The 18033-nt window shown below is 68.0% G+C and carries 14 protein-coding genes; 6 read left to right on the plus strand and 8 right to left on the minus strand.

The window, feature by feature from the left end; translation table 11 throughout:
- Window positions 1–4: 4 nt before the first annotated feature.
- Together AC5ZH6_RS11320 and AC5ZH6_RS11325 are read right to left on the minus strand one after the other, a co-directional pair.
- Window positions 5–2134, minus strand: a complete 2130-nt coding sequence (locus AC5ZH6_RS11320) for a DEAD/DEAH box helicase (RefSeq protein WP_496169037.1) — start codon at window positions 2132–2134, stop codon at window positions 5–7.
- Between the two features lie 44 nt (window positions 2135–2178).
- Window positions 2179–3237, minus strand: coding sequence for a proteasome assembly chaperone family protein (locus AC5ZH6_RS11325; protein ID WP_288336151.1), 1059 nt, complete (start codon window positions 3235–3237; stop codon window positions 2179–2181).
- Window positions 3238–3570: 333 nt separating this feature from the next.
- Here AC5ZH6_RS11325 and AC5ZH6_RS11330 point away from each other — a divergent pair, with 333 nt between their 5' ends.
- Both AC5ZH6_RS11330 and AC5ZH6_RS11335 read left to right on the plus strand, forming a co-directional pair.
- Window positions 3571–4197: a hypothetical protein gene (locus tag AC5ZH6_RS11330; protein ID WP_496169038.1), complete on the plus strand. Its 627-nt coding sequence runs from the start codon at window positions 3571–3573 to the stop codon at window positions 4195–4197.
- 107 nt (window positions 4198–4304) lie between these two features.
- Window positions 4305–5549 (plus strand): DUF4192 domain-containing protein, encoded by a 1245-nt coding sequence (locus tag AC5ZH6_RS11335; RefSeq protein ID WP_288336148.1) that lies wholly within the window; start codon window positions 4305–4307, stop codon window positions 5547–5549.
- Window positions 5550–5634: 85 nt separating this feature from the next.
- On the opposite strand, the gene AC5ZH6_RS11340 is transcribed toward AC5ZH6_RS11335, so the two are convergent.
- Window positions 5635–6318 carry an iron-dependent transcriptional repressor DtxR gene (locus AC5ZH6_RS11340; RefSeq protein WP_006371155.1) on the minus strand — a complete coding sequence of 228 codons (684 nt, stop codon included), beginning with the start codon at window positions 6316–6318 and terminating at the stop codon, window positions 5635–5637.
- 207 nt (window positions 6319–6525) lie between these two features.
- On the opposite strand from AC5ZH6_RS11340, the gene AC5ZH6_RS11345 reads away from it, so the two are divergent.
- Window positions 6526–7770, plus strand: coding sequence for an acetoin utilization protein AcuC (locus AC5ZH6_RS11345; RefSeq protein WP_288336143.1), 1245 nt, complete (start codon window positions 6526–6528; stop codon window positions 7768–7770).
- Entirely contained in the window at window positions 7763–10693 is a 2931-nt protein-coding gene (locus tag AC5ZH6_RS11350; RefSeq protein ID WP_288336142.1) for a bifunctional acetate--CoA ligase family protein/GNAT family N-acetyltransferase, read from the plus strand. Before AC5ZH6_RS11345 ends, AC5ZH6_RS11350 begins: the two co-directional genes overlap by 8 nt.
- 31 nt (window positions 10694–10724) lie before the next feature.
- Here the strand turns inward: AC5ZH6_RS11350 and AC5ZH6_RS11355 are convergent, their stop codons facing one another.
- Both AC5ZH6_RS11355 and AC5ZH6_RS11360 read right to left on the minus strand, forming a co-directional pair.
- Window positions 10725–11663, minus strand: coding sequence for a sigma-70 family RNA polymerase sigma factor (locus tag AC5ZH6_RS11355; RefSeq protein ID WP_231386991.1), 939 nt, complete (start codon window positions 11661–11663; stop codon window positions 10725–10727).
- 253 nt (window positions 11664–11916) lie between these two features.
- On the minus strand, window positions 11917–12315 hold the full coding sequence (locus AC5ZH6_RS11360; protein WP_014359841.1) for a DUF3099 domain-containing protein: 399 nt from the start codon (window positions 12313–12315) through the stop codon (window positions 11917–11919).
- 134 nt (window positions 12316–12449) lie between these two features.
- On the opposite strand from AC5ZH6_RS11360, the gene AC5ZH6_RS11365 reads away from it, so the two are divergent.
- On the plus strand, window positions 12450–12743 hold the full coding sequence (locus AC5ZH6_RS11365; protein ID WP_026920164.1) for a DUF3039 domain-containing protein: 294 nt from the start codon (window positions 12450–12452) through the stop codon (window positions 12741–12743).
- A gap of 55 nt (window positions 12744–12798) precedes the next feature.
- Here the strand turns inward: AC5ZH6_RS11365 and AC5ZH6_RS11370 are convergent, their stop codons facing one another.
- Window positions 12799–14145, minus strand: coding sequence for a YihY/virulence factor BrkB family protein (locus AC5ZH6_RS11370; protein ID WP_496169210.1), 1347 nt, complete (start codon window positions 14143–14145; stop codon window positions 12799–12801).
- Window positions 14146–14495: 350 nt separating this feature from the next.
- Between AC5ZH6_RS11370 and AC5ZH6_RS11375 the strand changes: the two genes are divergently transcribed.
- Window positions 14496–16217, plus strand: coding sequence for a DEAD/DEAH box helicase (locus AC5ZH6_RS11375; protein WP_271355651.1), 1722 nt, complete (start codon window positions 14496–14498; stop codon window positions 16215–16217).
- A gap of 69 nt (window positions 16218–16286) precedes the next feature.
- On the opposite strand, the gene AC5ZH6_RS11380 is transcribed toward AC5ZH6_RS11375, so the two are convergent.
- Together AC5ZH6_RS11380 and AC5ZH6_RS11385 are read right to left on the minus strand one after the other, a co-directional pair.
- Window positions 16287–16493 carry a DUF7455 domain-containing protein gene (locus tag AC5ZH6_RS11380; protein WP_014359844.1) on the minus strand — a complete coding sequence of 69 codons (207 nt, stop codon included), beginning with the start codon at window positions 16491–16493 and terminating at the stop codon, window positions 16287–16289.
- Between the two features lie 249 nt (window positions 16494–16742).
- Window positions 16743–17696, minus strand: a complete 954-nt coding sequence (locus AC5ZH6_RS11385) for a sulfite exporter TauE/SafE family protein (protein ID WP_271355650.1) — start codon at window positions 17694–17696, stop codon at window positions 16743–16745.
- Window positions 17697–18033 lie beyond the last annotated feature (337 nt).

An 18033-nucleotide genomic window follows, 5' to 3' on the forward strand; every position in this document is an offset into this window, starting at 1 on the left:
GCGATCAGGCCCGGTTCGTCGCCACGGCGTGGGCGAGTTCTTCCCATTCGTCGAGCAGGCTGGAGTCCACGTCGCGGATCATCGCGCCGACGCGGTCGGTGATGTCCTCGATCTCCTCGGTCGCCACGGCGAGCGGAAGTCCTTGTCGCAGAGCTCGATAACAGTCCGAGAGGTAGCGCAGCACGATGCCCTCGCTGCGGGCGAGGCCATAAGCGGAGATCAGCTCGGTGAAGGTCATCGCCCGCTCGAGCATCTCGCGCAGGACCGACTTCGGTTTCGGGGGGAACGACGACACCCACGGATGGCCCCGGCGGTAGACGTCGAAGGCATAGGAGATCTCCTCGGCGAGGGGCCGGGGCCAGCTGATCTCCTCCAGCCGCGACATCCGCTCCTCGTATTCGATGCCGTCGGCCTTCATCTCCGCGATCGCGGCGTCGCGGGCGACCTTGCGCTGCGCGAGCAACAACGGCCGCGGATCCTCGAGCGTCGACTCGAGGATCGACACCACGTCGAGGGCGTACGTCGACGAGTCCGGGTCGAGGAGTTCGAACGCGGCGAGCGCGAACGCCGACAACGGATTGGTCAGCGCGAAGTTCTCCGGCATGTCCACCGACAGCGCCACGTGTCTGCCCTCGGCGTCCGGCCGGTCGAGCTGGACGACGATGCCGGCGTTGCGCAGATCGCGGTAGAGGGCGATGGTGTGCCGGATATGACGCAGTTGTCGATCGCGGGGCTCGTGGTTGTCCTCGAGGAGGTGCCGGGTGGCCGCGAAACAGTCGCCGGGCCGGCCGAGGACCTCCATGAGCATCGCGGTGGTCATCTGCAAGTGCGAACGCAGCGGCTCGTCGGGGGCCTCGGCGAGTTGCAGGAAGGTTTTCTCGCCCCAGGAGACGAATCCCTCCGGGGGCTTCTTGCGGACGATCTTGCGGAGCTTCTTCGGGTCGTCACCGGCCTTGCTGACCGCTCGCGCGTTCTCCACGTCGTGTTCGGGTGCCTGGGCGACGACGTAACCGATCGTATCGAATCCGGCGCGACCGGCACGTCCGGCGATCTGGTGGAATTCCCTGGCCCGCAATCGCCGCACCCGGGTGCCGTCGTATTTGCTGAGTCCGGCGAACAACACGGTCCGGATCGGGACATTGATCCCGACCCCGAGCGTGTCGGTGCCCGCGACGACCTTGAGCAGACCACGCTGGGCCAGACGTTCGACGAGGCGCCGGTATCTGGGCAGCATGCCCGCGTGATGTACCCCGATCCCGGCCCGCAGCAGCTTCGACAAGGTGGAGCCGAATCCGGTGGAGAACCGGAAATCGCCGATGGCGTCCGCGATCTCGGCGCGCTCGGCTTTGTCACAGATCCGCGCCGACAACAGTGCCTGCGCGCGCTCGACCGCCGCGGCCTGGGTGAAGTGCACGACGTAGATCGGGGACCGTCCGCGATCGATGAGGTCCTCGATGGTCTCGTGGATCGGCGTCATCGCATACGCGTACTCCAGCGGTACCGGGCGTTGTGTCCCGGTGATGGCGACGGTGTCCCGGCCCGTGCGGCGGCGCAGATCGTCGACGAAGAAGGTGACATCGCCCAGCGTCGCCGACATCAGCAGGAACTGCGTGTGGGGGAGCTCGATGAGCGGTACCTGCCAAGCCCACCCCCGGTCGCGTTCGCCGTAGAAGTGGAACTCGTCGGCGACGAGCACCCCGATGTCGCTGTCGGGGCCGTCGCGCAGCGCGAGATTGGCGACGATCTCGGCGGTCGCGCAGATGATGGGGGCGTTGGCGTTGACCGCGGCGTCGCCGGTCAGCAACCCGACGTGCTCGGCGCCGAACTGCTCACACAGGTCGAAGAACTTCTCGCTCACCAGCGCCTTGATCGGGGCGGTGTAGAAGGCACGCCGGCCACGACAGCGAGCGAAATGGATCGCGCCGGAGGCCACCAGCGACTTCCCCGACCCGGTCGGTGTGGCGAGGATGACGTTGTTGCCCGACACCAACTCGAGCAGGGCGTCCTCCTGATGCGGGTAGAACGCGATGCCGCGTCCCGCCCACCAGTTGGTGAACTCCTCGAAGGCGGTGTCCTCATCGGCGGTGGGGGACAGGGGTGCTGGGGGCAGCGGTGCAGAGGACGGTGCGGACACATCCGGGTCGCCGATCCGGGCGGCGTCGCCCGGATCGGGTCGGCTCAGATCGGAAATGGTCGGCCACCGCTGCCGTCGTCGGGATGGTCGCCGCTGCCGTTCTGATCGCCGCTGCCGTACTGATTACCGCCGTCCGGCTGATCGCCGCCACCCTGATGCAGGTCTGCGAGGAAGCGTTCGAGCTCGGCGCCGAGTTCGTCCCCACTGGGCAGGGATTCCTCGGTGGCGAGAAGCGACGACCGTTCGGTCTGCGCCTGCTGGAATGCGTCGTATTGCTGCTCGAGCGCCGTCACCACCGTCTCGATCTCGGCGTTGCCCGAGACCTCTGTGTCGACTTGTTCGCGGACCCGCTCGGCCGCGGTGTCGAGGGCGGCGACGGGCAGGTCGAGGCCGGTGATCGCCGTCACTGCCGTCAGCAGTCGGGATGCGGCAGCGGGGTAGTCGGTCTGCGACAGATAATGCGGCACGTGCACCGATAGCCCCGAGGCGCGACGTCCACCCTGTCCCAGCCGCAGTTCGAGCAGCATCGAGGCGCTGGCCGGCAGTTTCATCGCGGTACCCCATCGTGGCAGGTCGCCGAGGATGTCGGGATCGCTGCCGTGGGCGGTGATCGATGCCGGTCGGGTGTGTGGAACGGCCATCGGGATGGCATTGAGCCCGACGACGTCGGTGACTCCGAAACGGTCGGCCAAGCGCCGCACGGCCTCGGTGAACTTCTCCCACCGCAGGTCCGGCTCCGAGCCGGACAGCAGCAAGAACGGTCGATCGTTCGCGTCGCGGACAGCATGCAGGGTCAGCGTCGGCATCGCCACACCGGTGAAGGTCTCTCCGCTGAAGTCGACCATCGGACGGCGGGAGCGGTAGTCCATCAGCTCATCGGTGTCGAAGGTCGCGACCAGATCGGACTCCAGACTGTTGCGCAGATGAGCTGCGGCCAGCGCCACCGCATGGCCCGCGTCGGCGAAGCCGTCGAGAGCGTGGATCAGCACCGGACCCGTGTCGTGGCGTCCCATGGCGGGCGCGGGAAAGGCCAGCTCGTACAGCGAGCCGTCACCGCGCGAGGCATCGTCGCGCGAGCCGTCGTCGGCGGTCCGCTCGTCCATGTCAATCCTCCTCGATGTGGCCCGTCGCCCCAGGTGAGCGTGGGCGTGAACCACCATTGTCTCGCATCTGCGCCGCTGCAGACCAATTCCGCAGCTCGGCGCCGTATCGCAGACGGTTCTCGCACCGTCTCCGCCACTGCAACCATTGTCGCCGGGCGGCGATTCCCGCCGTGTGTGCGCTGTGCTCCGGTCGACGAGTGGCACAGTGATTCCCATGATGACGATTCCCATGACGACCCATCGCGGGAACCCATGACACCTCATCGCCGAGCGTGCCGTTCGTCACGGCGCCGGCATGTCGCTGTGGTCGGTGTTCTGCCCCGACTTACGGGTATGTCAGTCTGTGCGGCCCTGCTCTTCGCCGGTTGTACGACGGATGGTCAGGCGGTGGGCAACTCGGCCGCGGACCTCTCCGATCGTGCGGTGCTCCCTGCCGACTTCCCGGTTCCGGGTGCGACTCGGGTCCCCGAGACGGCGGTGCCGTTCGCCCTGGCCGGAGTGAGCGGTAACGATCCGGCGGTGGCCTATCCGGTCGATTGCGCACCCCCGGCTCCATCGGCCGCCGGTGCCGTCGTCACCTCGGTGATCGTGGCCTCGGGATCGACGTCGTACACCTCCGCGATCGCCCGCGTGCACGACGGGCTCGCCGCACTACTCGCCCAAGCCGGTCGGTGCCCGGAGACCCGTACCGGTGGGCAGCGGGCCGGCAGCATCGTGGCGACCCGAATACCACCGGCTCCGCCGGCACCGGCCGGGGTTGCCACCGCCGCGTTGCAGCGCACCGTGTTCACCGGTGACATCTCCCACTCCACCGCCACGAGCAGTCTGACGTTGCTCGGACAACGCGGTGACGTCCGCGTGTACGCGCAGTACCGATGGGCCGGTGACGGCGCCATCGACCCCGCGGCCGCCGGGAATCTCGACGCGCTGTTCACCAAAGCGGTGGCTGCTGCCTTCTGACCTCGGTGCGTGCCGATGGTTGTGGACGAGCGGAGATCGGGGGATCACCGGTCCGTAGCGGTCTCGACCGACGGGGACCGGACGGCGCCGACGACCACGATCAGCGCATGACGCCACAGACACCGCCCTCACCCATCGATGCGACCACATTGCTCAGTGCGGTCCCCGCGCTCCTCGGATTCATCCCGAGCCGCTCGCTGATCGTCGTCGTTCTCCAGTCCCCGAACAGTGTGCGGGTTGCCATGCGCTACGACCTGTCGCTGACGCCGGACGGGCGCGCCACCGACGAACTGCTCGTCGTCGCCGAGAGTTTCGGGCACATCGTCCGCCGACACGGCGGGGGACCGGTGCTCGCGGTGATCGCCGACGACCGATATTCGCCCCACGATGACCGCTACCGTCAGGTGTTCTCCCTGGCCGACGACTGCCTCGCCGATTCCGGTGGTCTCGCACAGGGTTTCGTCGTCACCGCCTTCGAGCGGCATGCGCCCTGGCAACTGATCTGGAGACGCTGCGCCGGTCCGACAGCAGCCGGGGTGGGCGGCCGACCGGCCAGTGGAACCATGGCCGATCCCTACACCTCGCCGACCGCCGTCGCCGAGGCGGTGTCGACAGGTCGACGGATATTGGCTGATCGCGGCGAGATGGCCGCGATGCTCACCCCGCTGCCGCACTGTGACTCCCCGAACTGTGACTCCCTGAACTGCGAATTCCCGAGCAGCGATTCCCCGATCCGCACCGAATCCATTGCGGTGCAGCCGGTCTCGGCGCGAACCGAGCTGCGGTTGGCACCACCGCGAGGGGAGCGGGCGACCCGTCCGGCTCTGGCCGGTATCGAATCCGACGGTGGTATCGAATCCCACGTTGGTATCGAACCCCACGGTGGTATCGAACCCCGAGAAGGGCGAAACGCCGAGTTGTTGCGCGCCGTTCTCCGCGCGATGCAGGCGCCGGGCGTCCCCGACTGCGCGACCATGACGGTGCTGCACCGCGCGATCACCACACTCCCGGTGCGCGACGCCGCACTCGCCTGCGCGGTCACCGACCTGAGATCAGATGCGGAAAACCTGTGGCGCACCCTCACGCGCCGATTGCGAGGTACCGGACGTGCCAGTGCCGCAACACTTCTCGCACACCTGCATTACATCGGCGGGGAAGGGGCGTTCGCGGGTATCGCGCTCGACTGCGCGTTGGCCGCCGACCCCGGGTGGAAACTGGCGACCCTGCTCGACCAGGCGTTGCGCGGCGGCGCGACACCCTCACTGCTCTGGGAGATGATCGACGAGTCCTATGGCATCGCCACCGATCTCGGGGTGGTGATCCCCCGAGCAACACTGCGTGCCGTCGGCTGACCGGCCGTGTCGCCGAACCGTGGCCCAGCCAGTGTCGCCCGCGCAGCGTGGTGGTGCGCGTCGCCGGCCGGTCAGAACCGGTCGGCTAGACCTTCTCGACGAAGATCGAGTGCGCCATCTCCGCGGAGAGGACCAGACCCTCGTGACCCGGGGTGTCGACCTCGACGCGCTGCGGGGTACAGGTCACCGTCACCCGGGCGTTGGGGACGACCCCGGCCTCACGGAGATCGGAGATCAACTCGCGATCGGACTGGGCGTGCTCGGCGACGCGGCGAACGATCACCGCGACCGGGTCGCCCTGCGGGAGATCGGAGAGCCGGGTCGCGGTGTCGATGGGGGTCGCGGCCTCGGCGCCGAGCGCCTCGAGGCCGGGAATCGGGTTCCCGTAGGGCGAGGTGGTGGGGTTGTCGAGCACCGCCAGCAGACGTCGTTCGACGTTCTCGCTCATCACGTGCTCCCAGCGGCAGGCCTCGTCGTGCACCTGGTCCCAGGGCATCCCGATGACATCGACGAGCAGTCGTTCGGCCAGCCGGTGCTTACGCATGACGGCGATCGCGAGACCGCGGCCCTTGTCGGTGAGTTCGAGGTGGCGGTCCCCCGCGACCCGCAACAGCCCGTCGCGTTCCATGCGCGCCACCGTCTGTGACACCGTCGGTCCGCTCTGATCGAGACGCTCGGCGATACGAGCACGCAGTGGGACGATCCCCTCTTCTTCGAGGTCGTAGATCGTCCGCAGGTACATCTCGGTGGTGTCAACCAGATCGTTCACTGTCCGCAGTCCCTTCGTCGTCACCAAGGGTACCTTGACCAGCACCGGCATCGGCGAAGTCGTCGAGCGCCCCGGAACACCCGCGTGGCGTCGTCGGCTCCTCGGTGAGTGTCGTCGGTGTGAGCGTCGTCGCCCCCGTGCCGATCCGCACCGGGCGGGCGTCGGACCCACTAGCCTGAAATCCGTGCCGAGTCAGTGGAGTCCTCGATGAGTGCAGCGGTGATCTGGAGTGAGGACTTCCTGTCCTACCGGTGGGCGCACTCCCACCCGATGAACCCCGTGCGTCTGGCGTTGACGATGTCGTTGGCGCGCAGTCTCGGGGTACTCGACGACGTCGACCTCGCCGACCCGTTGCAGATCGACGACGACGCGCTGATCCCGGTGCACTCCCGCGACTACATCGATGCCGTGCGGGCCGTCGGATCGGGCACCGCGTCGTTGTCCGGGCCGTTGCTGGCGCGGCTGTTCGGACTCGGTGACGCCGACAATCCCGTCTTCGACGGGATGCACGAAGCCGCTCGGCTGCTCGTCGGTGGGACGCTCGCCGCCGCGCAGGCCGTCGCATCGGGATCGGTGCGCCGGGCGGTCAACATCGGCGGCGGCATGCACCATGCCATGCGATCGCGGGCCGCGGGGTTCTGTATCTACAACGACTGTTCGGTCGCCATCCGGTGGTTGCTCGACCACGGCTACGACCGCATCGCCTACATCGACATCGACGCCCACCACGGTGACGGGGTGCAGGCCGAGTTCGTCGCCGACCCGCGTGTCATGACCATCTCGCTGCACCAGCATCCGGCCACCCTGTGGCCCGGCACCGGTTGGCCGACCGAGATCGGTGAGGAGGATGCACACGGCACCGCGGTGAATCTGCCGTTCATGCCGAACACCCCGGACCGGTTGTGGCTGAGAGGGTTTCATGCGGTGGTGCCATCGATGATCGCCGAGTTCGCACCACAGATCCTGATCAGCCAGTGCGGTGCGGACAGTCACCGCGCCGACCCGCTGACCGATCTGGCACTGACCGTCGACGGGCAACGCGCGGCGATGATCGCCATGCGTGACCTCGCCGAAAAGTACTGTGAGGGACGGTGGATCGCGGTCGGTGGCGGGGGCTACGGCGTGGTCAACGTGGTACCGCGCAGTTGGACGCACCTGCTCGGCGTGGTCCTCGACCGCGACATCCCCGTCGAGACCACCATCGGTGAGCAATGGTGTGAGACCGCCACCGAGGTCGCGGGCACGATCTACTCGGAGTATTCGGCGGCACCGGTGGGCACGATGAGCGACGACGGCGACGTCGGTTATGTCGCCTGGGACGGCGACACCGGTCAGCAAGCACCGCCCGGTATCGACGACTCGGCGCTGCGACAGACCGATCGCGCCATCATGGCCACCCGCAAGGCGGTGTTCCCGCTGCACGGACTCGACCCGGAGGATCCGCGTGACTGAGCAACCCACCTCGGACGGCGCAGGACAGTCGGACGTCGATACCGACACCACCGCGGGAGCGCGCGCGGTGGAGGGGCCGGTCCCGCGTGGGCCCTGGGATTACCCGCGGCACTGGATCGCCGACGTCCTGGCCTCCGACGGTGGCGTGGTTCATCTTCGGCCGATCGTCCCCGACGACGCCGATCGCGTCGTCCGGTTCCATGCCGGGCTGAGCGAACGCACCCGCTACATGCGGTACTTCGGCCCCACCCCGACGCTGCCGCCGCGCGAGGTGGTGCGGATGACCACGGTCGATCACCAGCAGCGGGTGGCGCTGGTCGCCGTGCTCGGTGGTGAGTTCATCGCGATCGGCATCTACGAGGGCCTCGCCGCCGACGGCAAACCCGAATCGGCCGAGGTTGCCTTCGTCGTCGCCGACGCGCATCAGGGTCGCGGATTGGGGCCGATCCTTCTCGAACACCTCGCCGGCGCCGCCGCGGAGAACGGCTTCACCCGATTCGAGGCGGAGGTGCTCAGCGAGAACCCGAACATGGTCGCGGTGTTCCGCGATGCGGGATATCAGATCTCGCGCGCCTTCGACGGTGCGACGGTGCACGTCGAGTTCACCATCGACCCGACCGAGGCGTTGCTGTCGGTGCGCAACGCCCGCGAACGTGCGTCCGAGGCGCGCAGCGTCGCCAATCTGCTGCGACCCATGTCGGTGGCGGTGATCGGTGCATCGACCGATCCGAAGAAGGTCGGCAACGCCCTGTTGGCCAACATCATCGCCGGCGGATTCGCCGGACCGGTGTTCCCGGTCAACGGGCCCGGACATCGTGGCGAGGACCCCGACGAACAGGTGCACGCCGGTGGCGCGGCCGGTCACCACGCGGTGGGACATCCGGTGGCGCATGGCAATCCGCGTCTGCGTGACCGGCAGCGCCCGCCGTCGGTGCGGGGTATCCGTGCCTACGAGACGGTGCGTGACATCCCCGATCCCGTGGATCTGGCGGTCGTGGCCGTGCCCGCCGCGGTCGTCGACGACGTCCTCGACGACTGCCTCGTCAAGGGCGTACGCACCCTGGTCATCGTGTCGTCGGGGTTCGGCGAGGCCGGTGAGGAAGGTTTGGCGAGTGAGCGCCGCCTGCTCGAGCAGGTGCGCGAACACGGCATGCGTCTGGTCGGACCCAACGCCCTCGGCGTCGCCAACAACGACCCACAGGTCGCGCTCAACGCGACATTGGCACCACGAATCCCCGCGGCCGGGCGGGTCGGCTTCTTCTGTCAGTCCGGTGCGCTGGGCATCGCCATCCTCGACACCGCCGCGCGGCGTCAGATCGGTTTGTCGACCTTCGTCTCGGCGGGTAACCGCGCCGACGTCTCCGGCAACGATCTGTTGCAATACTGGGACACCGACACCGCGACCGATGTGGTGCTGCTCTATCTGGAGAGTTTCGGTAACCCGCGGAAATTCTCGCGCATTGCGCGTCGCGTCTCGCGGACCAAACCCATCGTGGCGGTCAAGTCCGGCAAAGGGGCGCTGACCGCGGTGCGTGCCGCCCGATCGGCCGCGGCCACCCTCGACGACCGCATCGCGCAGATGGTGCTAGAGCAGGCCGGCGTGATCCAGGTCGACACCATCCCGGAGTTGTTCGACTGCGCAACGATATTCGCCTATCAGCCGCTGCCGCGCGGGCCGCGCACCCGGATCATCGGCAACTCCTCGGTACTCGGCAGCCTCGCCGCCGACACCGCCCGCAACGGTGGTCTGGACGTGATCGGCACCGTCGACATCGGGGCCGGCGCGTCGGAGGAGGAGTTCGAGTCGGCAGTGGCCGCGGCGATGGCCGACGACCAGGTCGACGCGATCATCGTGGTGTTCGTGCCGCCGGTGGCGGTTGACGCCGACTGGCACGCGCGCGCACTGATGGCCGCGGCCAACACCCCGGACGCCGATGCGGCCAAGCCCATCGTGACGACGTTCCTGGCGGTCGAGGGCATCCCGCCCGGACTCATGCGTCCCGGCCCGAACGGCCTGCCGGAGCGGGGATCGATACCGTCCTACGGCAGCCCCGAACGCGCGGCGTCCGCGCTGGCCAACGCGTGGCAGTATGCGCGCTGGCGCGCCCGGCCCGAGCCGACCGTCATCCGGCCCGCCGACGTCGATCCCGAAGCCGCCCGCATGTTCGTCCGGGAGGAGATGGCTGGCCTCGAGACCACCGACGGGGAGCGCACCTCACCGGACGAGAACACCCCCGATATCGAGCCGACCGGTCGGCTGCTGAACGAGGTCGCCGCGGCCCGGCTGCTGACCTGGTACGGCATAGATGTCGTGGCATTCCGCGAGGTACGGACCATGCACGAGGCCAGTGCCGCCGCCCGCGAGCTGGGTTTTCCGGTGGCGGTCAAGGCCACCTCACCGGGCTGGCGGGGCCGTCTCGACCGCGAGGGAGCGCGGCTGGATCTCCCCGATCCCACCGCCGTGGTGACGGCGTTCGCCGAACTGACCGAACTGACCGGCGATGGCGTCCTGCACGTGCAGAAGATGGCGCCCAAGGGGGTGGGGACCGTCATCACCATGCGCGATGACCCGTCATTCGGGCCGCTGATCTCCTTCGGCTTGTCCGGCAGCACCTTTGAACTTCTGGGCGATCGTGCGTACCGGGCGGTGCCACTGTCGGATCGAGACGCCGCCGATCTCATCGATGCGCCTCGCTCGGCGCCGCTGCTCGACGGATTCCGCGGTGAGCGCCCCGCCGACAAATCCGCTCTCGTCGACATCCTGCAACGCATCTCGACCCTCGTCGAGGACATCCCGGAGATCCGGGAGGTCACCTGTGATCCGATCCTGGTCTCGCCCGACGGCGCTGCGATTCTCAATGCCCGGATACGCATCGGTCCGGTGCCCTCGAGGAGGGACACCGGACCGAGGAGGCTCAGCTAGGCCGAAATGAGCTGACCGGGACTGCCGCGAGTCAGCTGGCGTAGGCGCGCAGGCGTTCGGCGCGATCGCCCTGACGCAGCTTGCCCATCACCTCGCGCTCGATCTGCCGGACACGCTCACGGGAGAGTCCGAACATCCGGCCGATCTGGTCGAGCGTGCGCGGTTGACCGTCGTCGAGGCCGTAGCGCATGCGGATGACCTGCTGTTCACGCTCATCGAGCGTGGCGAGAACGGCGCGCACGTCCGAGTGCAGCAGACCCGCGATGACTGCGTTCTCGGCCGAGGTCGCCTCGGCATCCTCGATGAAGTCGCCCAGCGGGGCCTCTTCGTCGCTGCCGACCGGCATGTCCAGACTCACCGGATCGCGGCTGTGGTCGAGGAGATCGGCGATCTTCTCGGCGGGAATGCCCGACTCGTTGGCCAGCTCGTCGTCGGTCGCCTCGCGGCCGAGCTGCTGATGCAACTCGCGCTTGATGCGGGCGATCTTGTTGACCTGCTCCACGAGATGGACGGGCAGCCGGATGGTGCGGCTCTGATCGGCCATACCGCGGGTGATGGCCTGACGAATCCACCAGGTGGCATACGTCGAGAACTTGAATCCCTTGGCGTAGTCGAACTTCTCCATGGCGCGGATCAGGCCGAGGTTGCCCTCCTGGATGAGGTCGAGCAACGGCATGCCGCGACCGGTGTAGCGCTTGGCCAGCGAGACCACCAGACGCAGGTTGGCCTCGAGGAGATGGGCACGCGCTGCCTCGCCCTCACGGACGACGGTGTTGAGGTCGCGCTTCTTGGCGGCACTCAAACGCTTACGGGTGGCCAGGACATGCTTTGCGTACAGGCCCGCCTCGATCTGCTTGGCGAGCTCGACCTCCTGTTCGGCATTGAGCAGCGCGGTGCGGCCGATGCCGTTGAGATAGACCCGGACGAGGTCGGCGGCGGGCGATTGGGCGTCGAGATCCTGCTCTGTCATGGCAGGACGTGTGGAGGTGGTGGGCTCGGCGGAGTATTCGGTGGTGGGGGTGGTGGAGCGAGCAACGGTGGAGCGTGACATTCCGGCCTCCTGACTTGAGTGCATTCAGAAGGTCCAACGCCGCACCGACGCCGATAGTTCCCGACGCCGGAGTTCCTTACCTTTCGGTCACCATGCTGACCTGCTGATATCCCCACCTCGCCGGCCGTGGTTCTGAGAAGTTGCTGAGATCGGTGAATCCGTGGAACACGATTCAGGTCCCGGGCGGTGTCTCCGAAGAGGTCGAATCGATCGTCCGGGCAGTGGTTCCGAGGGGAGCCGGGCCGACGACGGAGTGATCGGATCCGTACAGGTAATGCGGAGCCTCCCCGCGCTTGCGCGGAGGCCGGTCGTTGGCGATCAGCACCGCCACCCACGGCAGCGGGATCGATGCGGCGATGATGGCCAGCGCCCACCAGCCCGAACCGGTCGACGAGTACACGATGCCCGCGATGATCAGAGCCGGGACACGGAACGCCATCAGTGTCAGGTATTTGCGGACACGGGCGCGATGCTGCTCGTCGTACGGCGTCGGGGCGCCGGTGATGAGGAACGCATCTGCTTTCGATCGATCCGTCCCGGACCGCTCGCCGTTGTCGTCCCGCTCACCCATGACTCCACTGTCCCACTTTCCCCGAACGGTCGCACTGTCGGTTATGTCGGATTACTCGATTCTGGTGCGTTCTCGCCTGCCTTGGGTTCGGCAGGGGTGACCGGGTCCAGCCCGGGTGGCGCACAATGGTGGGCATGCCCACCGAAACCATTGAGCGTCCCGACATCGACGAACGCATCGACACCGATGTGCGGACCGACACCACCACCGACGAACGTCCCGACGCCGACGCCACCGATCGCGGTGACGACGACCGGCCCAAGTTCTTCCACTACGTCAAGAAGGACAAGATCGCCGAGAGCGCGGTCATGGGTACTCATGTCGTGGCCCTCTGCGGGGAGACCTTCCCGGTGACCCGATCGGCCAAGCCGGGCTCGCCCGTCTGCCCGAAGTGCAAGAAGATCTACAAGCGGATGCGCAAGGAATGATCGCCTGATCGCCTGATCGGCGACAATGTACTGATCTCAGAGATGGGTCCTGATCTCACAGATCGTCGGCAGAATGCCCACTCGGCCGGTTTCGTCGGCTGATCGGACCGGTCGACAGGCGCTCGGGCAGCGTCTTGAGCTGTCCGGTGACCTCTGCGGTCTGGTGGTGGACCCAATCCCGGACCTGCGCGGTCACCGCGGGCCGCGCAGGCCACAGGGACTGCACCGCGGCGTTGAACTCGGCGCCGACCACGATCGCGAACCCGAGGAAGAACGTGAAGAGCAGGAACGCGATCGGGGTGGCCAGCGCGCCATAGGTGTAGCCCGCCCGCGTGATCGCGGCCAGATAGAGCCGCAGGAAGTAGCTGGCCACCCAGAAGACGATTCCCGCGACGATCGCGCCTCCCACCAGGCGATGCCAGGGCAGTGGATTGGGCAGCGCCAGATGATAGAGCGTGGTCAGCACCAGCATGAGCAGCAACGCCACGAACGGGAAGTACCCGAAATCGATCGCGTTGGTGACGATCGGGTCCCAGGATTCCGGCACGATCTCTCGGAGATAGTTGGGGCCGAGCGCGACCAGGGGGAGCAGCGGGACCGCGACGGTGAGAAACCCGAGGTAGAGCAGCAGCGCGAAGATCCTCTGCCACACCGGATTTCGGACCTCGTGTTGGTCGTGGGCACGCACGATCGAGGCGACGAAGCACGACACCGCCGATGACCCCGCCCACAACGACAGGATGAAGCCGACCGAGATGACACCGACACGTCCGCGGCCCAGGACGTTGTCGACGGTCGGCTTGATCAGGTCGTTGACCACATTGGGTGAGAAGGTGCGGTTCGCGAACGCCAGGATGCGATCGGAGATCACGTCGACGGTGTCGGGACCGAACCAGCCCGAGAGATAGCCGACGCTGCCGAGCAGTCCGAGGAGCAGGGGAGGCAGCGACAGCGCCTGCCAGAACGCGGCCTGCGCGGCCCAGCCCACGATCCCGTCATCCCAGGACTTCACGATCGTCCGCCAGATCAGGATCGGGACGTTGCGTACCACCGGACGCCGCGGGGTCTCGGGCGGTTCGACCGTCGGGTCGTCGCGCCCGAGTTCCTTGTCCGTCCGCGGGTCGGCGCCCGGTGGGGGTGAGCCGGGGTGGGCCGTCTCGGGCGGCCCCGGGTCGGCGAGCGCCCGGTGGTTGGGGTCGGGTGCGTCGAGTTCGACCGACGACGGTGCCGGGCGGCGCGCCGAGTGCAGCGGTGCGGTCGGGATCTCACCGCGGTCGGGGTGCGGTGCGCGAGGGGGTCGGGGGAGCAGAGCACCCGGCGGCGGATCGGCACCCGGGCGTCCGGCCGCCTCGGGGACCGGGCCACGACGTGCGCCCGACGACGTGACGTCGTCGGGAGTCATCGGAGCGGGGTTGCGTCGTCGGGTGCTGATGGTTACAGCATCCACGATCGGCGAAGGTGATGTGCGCCACCATGGCCGCGACGTGCCCAATGCGCGTGTCGCACGCGGAGTCCTCGGCGTTTCCCGCACACCTCGACTGCACGGCCCCCGCGCCTCGGCACAGTGGTGCCCGACGCCTCGACGGCACGTTGTGTCCCACACCGTGTCGCCCACGCGGGTGTCGGAACCGCTCGGTAGCATTGGCCCGTCCGTGAGGTGTGCCGGCCGATCGCCCGGCATGCTGTGTCGCCCGGGTTCGACCGGGAACACCGACGGATTCCCCGTCCACCGACCCCCGGAGTCAGCTGCCAGTGACCGCTGCCGAAGACCTTGCCGCCGCCGCCATTTCGGGCCCCCCGCTCCGCGCCTGGCAGCGGCGTGCGCTGACCCGATACCTCGCGCGGGGGCCGAAGGACTTCCTGGCGGTCGCGACCCCCGGTGCGGGTAAGACCACCTTCGGTCTGCGCGTGGCGCGGGAACTCCTCGACGACCGGACGGTGGAGCAGATCACCGTGGTGACGCCGACCGAGCACCTCAAGCATCAGTGGGCCCAGGCCGCCGCTCGCGTGGGCATCTCGCTGGACTCCCGGTTCCGCAACGCGACCGGTCAGACCAGCTCCGACTATCACGGCGTCGCGCTGACCTATGCGCAGGTCGCCGCGCACCCGTCCCGGCACCGGGTGCGCACCGAGAACCGGCGCACACTGGTGATCCTCGACGAGATCCACCACGGCGGCGACGCGAAGTCGTGGGGTGAGGCGATCCGTGAGGCCTTCGACGACGCCGAGCGCCGACTCGCCCTGACCGGTACGCCGTTCCGATCCGACGACTCGCCGATCCCGTTCGTCACCTACGAACCCGAAGAGGGTGGGGTGCTGCGCTCCCGCGCCGACCACACCTACGGATACTCCGACGCCCTCGCCGACGGCGTCGTGCGACCGGTGGTGTTCCTGGCCTATTCGGGTCAGGCGAGTTGGCGCACGAGCGCGGGCGAGGAGTTCACCGCACGGTTGGGTGAGCCCCTGTCGGCCGAGCACACCGCGCGCGCGTGGCGGACCGCCCTGGACCCGCACGGGGACTGGATTCCGTCGGTGCTGCAGGCCGCCCACACCCGGCTGGGACAGATCCGGGCCGGCGGTATGCCCGATGCGGGCGGCCTTGTCATCGCCACCGATCAGACCGTCGCCCGTGACTACGCCGAACTGTTGCAGGCGATCACCGGAAGGATGCCGTCGGTCGTGCTCTCCGACGATCCGAAGGCATCGTCGCGGATCGCGGAATTCGCCGAGTCCGACGACGAGTGGATGGTGGCGGTCCGCATGGTCTCCGAAGGTGTCGACGTTCCGCGGCTGGCCGTCGGCGTCTATGCGACGAGTTCGTCGACGCCGTTGTTCTTCGCGCAGGCCATCGGCCGATTCGTCCGGTCGCGCCGACCGGGTGAGACGGCGAGCGTGTTCCTGCCGTCGGTGCCGGTGTTGCTGAACCTCGCCAGCCAGATGGAAGCCGAGCGCGATCACGTGCTCGGCAAGCCGCATCGGGACAGCGACGGCCTCGACGACGCCCTGCTGACCGACGCCAACAAGCAGAAGGACGAGCCGGGCGAGGAGGAGAAGGGTTTCCAATCCCTACACGCCGACGCCGAACTCGATCAGGTGATCTTCGACGGCTCCTCATTCGGCACGGCGACGTTCTCCGGCAGCGACGAGGAGTCGGACTACCTGGGTCTACCCGGCCTGCTCGACGCCGATCAGGTGCGCGCACTCCTGCGTCAGCGGCAGGCCGACCAGGTCCAGACGCGTTCGGCCGCCCCGGTCACCACCCCGACCGCCGACGCGGTCAAGCCCGCCGGCGAGAATCTGCACGCCTTGCGCAAGGAACTGAACACGCTCGTCGCTATGCACCACCATCGCACCGGGAAACCGCACGGGGTCGTGCACAGCGAACTGCGGAGCAAACTCGGTGGCCCACCGACCGCGATGGCCTCGGCGGATCAACTGCGCGAGCGGATCGCCGCCCTGCGTGAATGGCGCTGAGCGCCCACAGACGACGAGAGGGCCCGGCGGGAAACGTTTCCCGCCGGCCCTCTCGTGGTGTTGGGTCGGTCAGACGAGCTCGCCGGCCGACTGGTCCACGGTGGCCTGCATTTCCACGAGGCGAGCCTCGTGCTCGTTGAAGTGGTGCCGGCAGAAGAGGAGTTCGCCGCCGTTGGGGAGTACGGCGCGCACCTTGGCCGCGGCGCCACAGCGATCGCAGCGATCCGATGCGGTCAGTGGCAGGGAGATCGGGGGTGTGGTCGCGATGTCTGGCATGGTTTCCTCCGTCCCGGTCCGGCACCTCTCGTGCCATTCCTTCGTGAGCCGGCACATCCGGGCGATGCGCCAACCTCACTGTGTCAGACGTTTTCGGCTTTCGTATTGTTCCGCAGCCCCGGCGAGTTGTGTCGTCACTCACCCGTTACACGGGTGGCGGCACCCGCAACACGGGATCCACAGACTGTTACCGGCAGTGCGACGCGGCTCACATCGCGGCGCAGGTGCGGACCCGGGTGAACCCCGGTATCAGCGTGTCGGCGTCGCCACCGCGCCCGTCGTCGTGTCGCGTTCCTGTTCCTCGCGCAGGGAGCTGATGGCGTCGGAGGACTCCACCTCGCGGTCGCGCAGGTACTCGCGCAGCGAGTAGGCGAATGCCGCGGCCCACGCGAGCACCACCACGGTGTAGATCGCCGTCTGGACCGGACGAGCGATGTCGACCAGGTCTGCCCGCAGCAGGCTGCGCACGTTGGTGAGCACGATCAGCCCGCCGACGGACGCGCCGAGCAGACGCGGCGGGACGTGGCGGACCAGCCAGGCCGCCAGCGGTGCGGCGAGCACACCGCCGACGAGGATCGCACCGACCCACGCGAAGTTGATGCCCTGCGATCCCAGACTGAACAGGAATCCGAGGCTCGCGGCAACGGCGATGATGAACTCGCTGGTGTCGATCGAGCCGATCACCTTCCGTGGCTCGAGACGCCCGCTGGCCAGGATGGCCGGTGTGCCAACCGGTCCCCATCCGCCGCCGCCGGTGGCGTCGACGAATCCGGCGATCAGGCCGAGTGGGGACAGGAACCGTTTGCGCAGCGGCTTCCCGAGGTGCTGCCGGGGAATGCCACTGAAGGTGAATCGCACGAGGATGTAGAGACCCAGGGCCAACAGAATCGCGGCCATCACGGGCGCTGCGGCCTCGGTCGACAGATTCGACAGGATCGTCGCACCCAGGAATGCGCCGATTGCACCTGGAATTGCGATGCGGCGCACCACCTTCCAGTCGACATTGCCGAATCGCCAATGCGAGACGCCCGAGACCAGGGTGGTGCCGATCTCGGCGAGATGGACGGTCGCCGACGCGGCGGCGGGATTGGTGCCGATGGCCAGTAGCAGCGTCGTCGTGGTGACGCCGTAGGCCATGCCGAGACTGCCGTCGACCAGTTGGGCGGCAAAGCCGACGAGGCCGATGAGAACGATGGTGCGCATCAGGAGAGTCTTTCGATGAAGGTGTCGGGGCTGAATCAGAGTCGGAGGTGAATCAGAGTCGGGGCTGAACCGGATCTGTGTGGATCAACCAGACGTCGGATCAGCGAGACGCCGGATCAGAGAGACCGCGGATCAGAGCGGCATCGGATCAGGCGGCGGCGAGCCCGACCGGACACAGCATCGACGCGACCCGCACCAGGTCGACGACACGGCGACGCACCAGGGGAGTTCCGGGTACATCGCGCGAACGCGGCATGTCCGACATCGTAGGGGTGCTGCCGTCACCCCCTCGCATCCGCGAGTGCGTCCCGATCAGCGGGCCCGAAACCCTTGACAG

The organism is Gordonia sp. YC-XJ4, assembly GCF_059511865.1.

What these genes read in the sequence shown, in the direction of transcription:
- AC5ZH6_RS11325 (WP_288336151.1), bottom strand. Translation starts at nt 3,237, where the DNA reads ATGGACGAGCGGACCGCCGACGACGGCTCGCGCGACGATGCCTCGCGC.
- AC5ZH6_RS11330 (WP_496169038.1), top strand. Translation starts at nt 3,571, where the DNA reads ATGTCAGTCTGTGCGGCCCTGCTCTTCGCCGGTTGTACGACGGATGGT.
- AC5ZH6_RS11335 (WP_288336148.1), top strand. Translation starts at nt 4,305, where the DNA reads ATGACGCCACAGACACCGCCCTCACCCATCGATGCGACCACATTGCTC.
- AC5ZH6_RS11345 (WP_288336143.1), top strand. Translation starts at nt 6,526, where the DNA reads ATGAGTGCAGCGGTGATCTGGAGTGAGGACTTCCTGTCCTACCGGTGG.
- AC5ZH6_RS11355 (WP_231386991.1), bottom strand. Translation starts at nt 11,663, where the DNA reads ATGACAGAGCAGGATCTCGACGCCCAATCGCCCGCCGCCGACCTCGTC.
- AC5ZH6_RS11360 (WP_014359841.1), bottom strand. Translation starts at nt 12,315, where the DNA reads ATGGGTGAGCGGGACGACAACGGCGAGCGGTCCGGGACGGATCGATCG.
- AC5ZH6_RS11365 (WP_026920164.1), top strand. Translation starts at nt 12,450, where the DNA reads ATGCCCACCGAAACCATTGAGCGTCCCGACATCGACGAACGCATCGAC.
- AC5ZH6_RS11370 (WP_496169210.1), bottom strand. Translation starts at nt 14,145, where the DNA reads ATGACTCCCGACGACGTCACGTCGTCGGGCGCACGTCGTGGCCCGGTC.
- AC5ZH6_RS11380 (WP_014359844.1), bottom strand. Translation starts at nt 16,493, where the DNA reads ATGCCAGACATCGCGACCACACCCCCGATCTCCCTGCCACTGACCGCA.
- AC5ZH6_RS11385 (WP_271355650.1), bottom strand. Translation starts at nt 17,696, where the DNA reads ATGCGCACCATCGTTCTCATCGGCCTCGTCGGCTTTGCCGCCCAACTG.